Origin of the sequence: Streptosporangium subroseum, assembly GCF_900188345.1 — a bacterium.
Classification (GTDB): domain Bacteria; phylum Actinomycetota; class Actinomycetes; order Streptosporangiales; family Streptosporangiaceae; genus Streptosporangium; species Streptosporangium subroseum.
In genome coordinates, this window is record NZ_FZOD01000133.1 from 1 (window position 1) to 6,104 (window position 6,104).

Here is a 6,104-nt window from a genome sequence, read left to right on the forward strand (position 1 = left end):
CTGGCCGGCCTGGCCGGTCCCGCGATGGCGGCCGACGAACCCGACCCCGAAGGCGTCGAGGTCTCGGTGACGATCGAGCCCCTCCGCGTCCCCGGCACGATCTCGATGACCGTGGCCGACAACAGCGGCGTCACCCTCGCGGAGAACGGATCCAACGCCACCGCCCGCCAGTTCACCGGCACCCTGCCCACGGTCACGGTCACCGACACCCGCCTCCCCGACGAGATCCCCGACGGAGAGTTCTGGGCGGTCGTCGGCCAGTCCAGCCAGCTCGTCACGACCGGCGACCCGGCCAAGACCATCGGCCCGGAATACCTGGGCTGGAAGCCGCGCCTGCTGAGCGACACCACCACCGGAGCGGTCGCCGCCGGCGAGCCCGTCTCCAGCATCCTCTCCGACGGCACCGACGCACCCACCGAAGGTCTGAAGAGCCAGGAACTGCTCGTCTCGACCGCGAACTCCACCGAAGAGATCGGCATCCACAAGGTCAACGCCGACCTCGCCCTGCGCACCCCGGTCGACGTCGCCGCCGGGGAGTACCACTCGACCCTGACCCTCTCACTGTTCAACCAGTGAGCCAACGGGGCCAAACGCCCCCGCCCGCCGGGTCCGTCCGGGACGTGTGCCAATCTGGCGCACGTCCCGGAACGTTCAAGATCAGACAGGAGACACCTCTGTTGGCCATGAGCAGTCCGCGCAGGGCACTTGCCCTCCTCGCGCTCCTGTGCGCTGCCGGCGCGACCACCCTGGTCGGATTCGCCGGCCCGGCCGGCGCCTCAGGCCGGGGCGACATCACCTGGTCGGTCGCGCCGGCCGACGCCAAGGGTCCCGACGGCCGCAGGGTGATCGATGTCGAGCTGGCCGGTGGGCAGGAGGTGACCGAGCATGTCGCGGTCATCAACCGCTCCACCGAGGAGGTCGTCTTCGCGATCGACGCCAACGACGGCTACCTGACCGCCAAGGGACTGTTCGACATGCGGCCCTCGGACGCCACGCCGACCGACGGCGGAGCATGGATCAAGATTCCCGACAAGGTGACCATTCCCGCCGGTGCCACCGCCATCGTGCCCGTCAAGGTCTCGGCACCGCCGAACGCGACGCCGGGGGATCACCCCGCGGGTGTCACCGCGTCCGTGGACACGGTCTCCAAGCAGGTCCGGGTCCAGAACCGGGTGGGCGTCCGGGTGAACCTCCGCGTGACCGGCGACTACGTGGCCAAGGTCGCCGTGACCGGCCTGCGGGCCGAGTACACCGGTTCGTGGAACCCCTTCGCCGCGGGCTCCATCGACGTGACCTACACCGTGGCCAACGTCGGCAATGTCCGGGTGGCCCCGGACTCGCAGGTCCGAACGTCCGCCCTGGTGGGGGAGAGCGGCTGGGACGACCCGTCCGAAGCCAAAGCCAGGGAAATCATGCCGGGTAGCAGTCGCGAGTTCACCGCACGGGTGACCGACGTCTGGCCGATGGGGTCGCTCACCACGGAAGTCGTGGCGATCCCCGCACCCGTGGGTACGTCGCCCTCGGGCCTCGTCGCCCAGCAGGTGGCGATCGACACCACGCTCTGGGCACTGCCGTGGCCGCAGCTTGCTTTCCTCGTCCTCCTCGTTGTTGTCTTTCTCGTCGTCCGGGTGATCCTTTCCCGGCGCCGCAAGCGCCTCAAGCAGCAGGCCGAGATCCTGCGCGAGGCGAACGAACTGATCGCCAAATACGGCGGCAAACCAAAAGACTGACCAGGACCGGGGGTGCCGGGCGATCGGAAGAAGGCACTCGCACCTTTGAAAAATCCCCGCCCAGGGTGCCCCAGCGCGCGAACGCGTCGCGGGGCACCCTGGGCGTCGGTTCAAGCGGCACGCCGTACCCGATCAACGCGCCGACCACCGACACGCCGCCGCATGAGCCTGATCTTGTGCGTCGACGGCATCGCTCAGCAGCGGCCCGTCCACGAGGCGTCGCCGGAACAATGGGCTTGACTCTCCAGCGACTGGAGGGTTGATGCTGCTGTGGTGAACGACCGCGACAACCTTCTCACCATCGGACAGCTCTCCGAGCGCACGGGCCTGCCGGTGCGGACGATCCGCTTCTGGTCCGACGCCGGCGTCATCCCGCCGACGTGCCGGTCGGCCGGCGGCTACCGCCTGTACGACGCGGAGGCCGTCGTCCGGCTCGACCTGGTGCGGACGCTGCGCGAACTGGGACTGGACCTCGACACCGTCCAGAAGATCCTGACGAGGCAGTGCACGGTGGCCGAGGTCGCGCGGGCCCATGTCCAGGCACTGGACACCCAGATCCGCTCGCTCCAGCTACGCCGGACGGTGCTGCGGTCGATCACCCATCGGGAAAGCACGACCGAGGAGATGATGCTCATGCACAAGTTGACCCGCCTGTCCGCTCAGGAACGGCAGCGAATGATCGACGACTTCGTCGACCGGATGGTCGACGGCATAGACCCGCAGACACCGGGAGCGCACATCGCGACCCGAATGCGCCAACTTCCGGCAGAGCTGCCGGACGACCCCACCTCGGAACAGGCGGAAGCCTGGCTGGAACTCGCCGAACTCGTGGGTGATGCCGGCTTCCAGGAACGCGTACGTCAGATGGCGGTGGCCGGCGCCGCGCCCCAGAGCGAATCCGGGCCACAGCCCTATGACGTCAACCTGGTTCTTGAGCACGCCGCAGGAGCCGTGGCCGCCGGCATCGACCCCGAGTCGGCCGAGGGCAGGGCGATCCTGGACCAGATCGTGGATCCGGCGCTGCCTGCCGAAGACCGAGGTCGGCTGGCCGATGAGGTGGAGACGTTCACCGATCGCCGGGTGGAGAGATACTGGCAGCTCATGGGCGTGCTCAACGGCAATGCGCCGTTCTCACCCGGTGTCCCCGCCTTCGAATGGTTCATCGCCGCGCTGCGCGCATCCCGGAGCTGACCTCGACGTCAATCTGCTCCTCCACGCGTGAGGCAGCCCCGCGAGGCTGTGCTTCGCGGGGCTGCCGTTGTCATCGGGGTTGCTCGCCGATGCGGCTAGCCCTCGGAGCCGCCGTTGCAACGCTGTTGCTCCCAGCTTCCGGTCCTGTAGCTGTAGCAGTAGTAGCAGCCATCGGTTCTCCATACGCACTGGCCTGGAGGTTGCTGGGCCGAGGAGCAGACGTTTGGCGCGGAGGCCTGCGCGGTGCCGGTGACGGTTCCGGTGATGAGGAGCGTGGACGCCGCCAGCACGACGGCGAAGAGCAAACGCTTGAGCATCAGATCACTCCTGAGGTGAGGACCGAATCCCGATCGACGGGGATGACGAGTGTCGGTTCCGAGTCTCGGGATACGCCGATGCGGCGCTGAATAACACTCAGACTAATCTCGATATCAGGCGGAATCTCCCAGCCAGAGGCAAAACATTATTCCTGGCAAATTACTACATGAATATGATCATAACATTCACCGGAAAAATTCCGCATTGCGCCTCAGCCAACCGCCGCGAGCCTTCGAGCTGCGGATTCGCACCGCCGACGGCGGCTTGGACGACACTTCCCCGGAGGGTTCAGCGCAGCGCCACGGAGAAGGAAAATGACAGGCAGGGAAATCAGCGCATTATTGACCACGATTCGAATGTGATATCAGTTTCAGCTCTTCGCGACGTCATCACATCTGATATTAGAGAACTGGATTCGAGCGTGTTTGAAAACGCGGACCCCCATCCGGTCCTCGTCTTCGAAAGCGCTACCGACGCGAAGCCCTCGCCAACAAGTTTCGCGAACGCCGCGTAACCGCCCGACCCGCATCGATCACTCGGCGCGACCAACGTCCTGGTTGACGGTTTCACGTGGAACCGTCAAGAACGCGACAAGACCAACACCGAGGAAGACCGCGGGAAGCAACATCACCGCGCCCACGGCCCAGAGGCCGCTGTCGTCCGACGTGGCGGCGTCGATCGACCAGGCCAGCCACGTCACACCCGCGATGCTGAGCGTGCCGATCTTCGGGTGACCGCGCCGGCCGGCAAGAGCGCCGAGGACTCCCAGGACGATCACCAGGCCCACCACCTGCCACGGCTGATAGGGGCCGCTGAGACTGCCGTCCGGTTCGACATCCCGCTCCTGGTCCCACCCCAGCCAGGCGAGATAGTTCGCCAGAGACGCCGCGGCCAGAACCGCACCGATCCGAATGCTCGCCCCGATGCGACGAGCACGGGGTACGCCGTTTTCTGTCACGGTCTCCATGCTTTCGTTGGCGATGGTCGTCTACGAGCCTACGCACTGCCGAACGGGTCCTGTATGGATTTTTAAATCGAGAAATGTGAAGGGATGCGCTCCTCGGTCCTAGGAAGGATCGTCTACGGCGACGACCAGCAGATCGTCGTGGGTCTCCCCCACCAGGGCACCGCGACGAGGCCATGGGTCCGCGATCGAATACGTGCCTTCCAGCTCATCGCGGAGCTCATCGTGAAACTCAGGCGGAGCCCATGGCGATATGCCGGAAGCGGTATCTCCACCGTGGTCAGGGCGCGACCGACCTCACCGTTTCACCGTGGTCAGGGCGGCCGGCCGCACCGCGGCATTGACGCACAGCAGTGGGACGGTCTTCGGCAGATCCTCCGTGGCGAGGTCGGCAAAAGAAATCCAAATATTCTGCCATTTTCGCGACTTCTCGCAGCCGGAGAGTTGCCAACGCTCGAAGAACCGGGGACGTGATAACGCGACAAAGGTCTCAACGGACGGAAACTCGGCGATGGAAATCGTGCTCTGGGCGGTGATCACGGGTGTGATCGTTGCCGCAGTCCTGGCCTTCACGGCTTTGAGCTACCACTACCTCCAGGTTCGCCGGCACCACCAGACGAGACGGTCCTGCGAGATCGAGGACACGACGGCTCCCCCTCAGCACCCTGCCTGCCAGGGGAGGCATTCCTCCCCTGGCAGGGATCCGGACCGGCCGGGCGGTACCGGATACGAGTGAGATGCGGCGAACCCCGCGGAGGAGTCCCTCGGGACACCGAAGGTCACCAGGCATACGGCGCCGGAGAGCCGAGATCGCCAGGCGTACGGAGCGGGAGAGCCGACCCTGAGACACCGGAGGTCATCGGACGTACGGGGCGAGAGCCGAGCCGGTCGGGTTTGGTAACCGGGATGACTGCTCCTTCGGCAACTGGGACGGCTGTTCCTGGGAATGGCGCAACCACCACGTCAATCAACTAGTGACATAACGTGACGAGATGGACAGTCACAAGCTTTTGGGTGAGTTCCTGCGCGCTCGGCGTGAGGTCACCACCCCTGAGCAGGTGGGGCTACTCGACTCGGGCCCTCGCCGGACGCCGGGACTGCGCCGCGAGGAGGTGGCGCTGCTGTCCGGGGTCAGCATCGGCTACTACATCCGCTTGGAACAGGGGCGCGAACGCCATCCGTCCGATCGGGTGCTCGATGCCCTGGTGCAGGTGCTGGACCTCTGCCCCGAGGCCGCGACGCACCTGTACGGACTCGCCCACCCCGGGTCGCGGCAGCGCGAAACGGCCGAACGGCCGGAACAGGTCAATCCGGACCTGCTACGGCTGATGCACGGCTGGTCGCACACCCCGGCGATGGTGATCGGTCGCTGGATGGACGTACTGGCCATAAACGCGATGGGCGCCGCCCTCCACCGTGACCTGGGATGCATGGACAACCTGCTCCGGCTGTCATTCCTGAATCCCGCGGCGCGCGAGTTCTACCGGGACTGGGAGCGGGTCACCTCCTCCTGGGTGGCCCACCTACGCTCCGCCGCGGGAGCAGACCTCGACAACCCGCGCCTGACCGAACTGGTCGATGAGCTCTCCCTCAAAAGCGCGGACTTCCGCCGCCTGTGGGCCCGTTATGACATATCCGGCGTAACCCGGATGGCCAAGTCCCTCTGCCACGGTGAACTCGGCGAGCTGGACCTTACCTGTGAGCTGTTCGGCGTCACCGACGCGCCGGGTCAGAAACTGATCGTCATGCATGTCGATCCCGGCAGCCCGTCCGAGCGCGCCCTGGCCCGGCTGAGCAGTCTCACGGCCTAGAAGCGCACTGAAGATGTTGGGGGTCTGGCTCCGCCGCGAATGATGGTGGGGTCAGACTGGATGTTATGCAAGGTCACTGGACTGGGGAGC

The 6,104-nt window shown here is 66.0% G+C and carries 7 protein-coding genes; 4 read left to right on the top strand and 3 right to left on the bottom strand.

Annotated features, from left to right (window positions below; genetic code table 11):
- The 3 genes from CHC08_RS50445 to CHC08_RS47310 all read left to right on the top strand — a co-directional run.
- On the top strand, positions 1 to 576 hold a 576-nt coding region (locus tag CHC08_RS50445; RefSeq protein WP_089213895.1), incomplete at its 5' end, for a hypothetical protein.
- Between the two features lie 101 nt (positions 577 to 677).
- Complete coding sequence (locus CHC08_RS47305; RefSeq protein ID WP_143653707.1) at positions 678 to 1,730, top strand: COG1470 family protein; 1,053 nt, start codon at positions 678 to 680, stop codon at positions 1,728 to 1,730.
- Between the two features lie 273 nt (positions 1,731 to 2,003).
- Positions 2,004 to 2,921 (top strand): helix-turn-helix domain-containing protein, encoded by a 918-nt coding sequence (locus CHC08_RS47310; protein WP_089213901.1) that lies wholly within the window; start codon positions 2,004 to 2,006, stop codon positions 2,919 to 2,921.
- 95 nt (positions 2,922 to 3,016) lie between these two features.
- On the opposite strand, the gene CHC08_RS47315 is transcribed toward CHC08_RS47310, so the two are convergent.
- From CHC08_RS47315 to CHC08_RS49250, 3 genes are all read right to left on the bottom strand, one after another.
- The gene (locus CHC08_RS47315; protein ID WP_089213897.1) at positions 3,017 to 3,238 is read right to left on the bottom strand and encodes a hypothetical protein; all 222 of its coding nucleotides are present in this window, start codon (positions 3,236 to 3,238) and stop codon (positions 3,017 to 3,019) included.
- Positions 3,239 to 3,771: 533 nt separating this feature from the next.
- The gene (locus CHC08_RS47320; RefSeq protein ID WP_143653708.1) at positions 3,772 to 4,197 is read right to left on the bottom strand and encodes a hypothetical protein; all 426 of its coding nucleotides are present in this window, start codon (positions 4,195 to 4,197) and stop codon (positions 3,772 to 3,774) included.
- A 303-nt stretch (positions 4,198 to 4,500) separates the two neighbouring features.
- Positions 4,501 to 4,743 carry a hypothetical protein gene (locus tag CHC08_RS49250; protein WP_143653709.1) on the bottom strand — a complete coding sequence of 81 codons (243 nt, stop codon included), beginning with the start codon at positions 4,741 to 4,743 and terminating at the stop codon, positions 4,501 to 4,503.
- Between the two features lie 452 nt (positions 4,744 to 5,195).
- Here CHC08_RS49250 and CHC08_RS47330 point away from each other — a divergent pair, with 452 nt between their 5' ends.
- On the top strand, positions 5,196 to 6,014 hold the full coding sequence (locus tag CHC08_RS47330) for a helix-turn-helix transcriptional regulator (RefSeq protein ID WP_089213900.1): 819 nt from the start codon (positions 5,196 to 5,198) through the stop codon (positions 6,012 to 6,014).
- Positions 6,015 to 6,104: the final 90 nt, after the last annotated feature.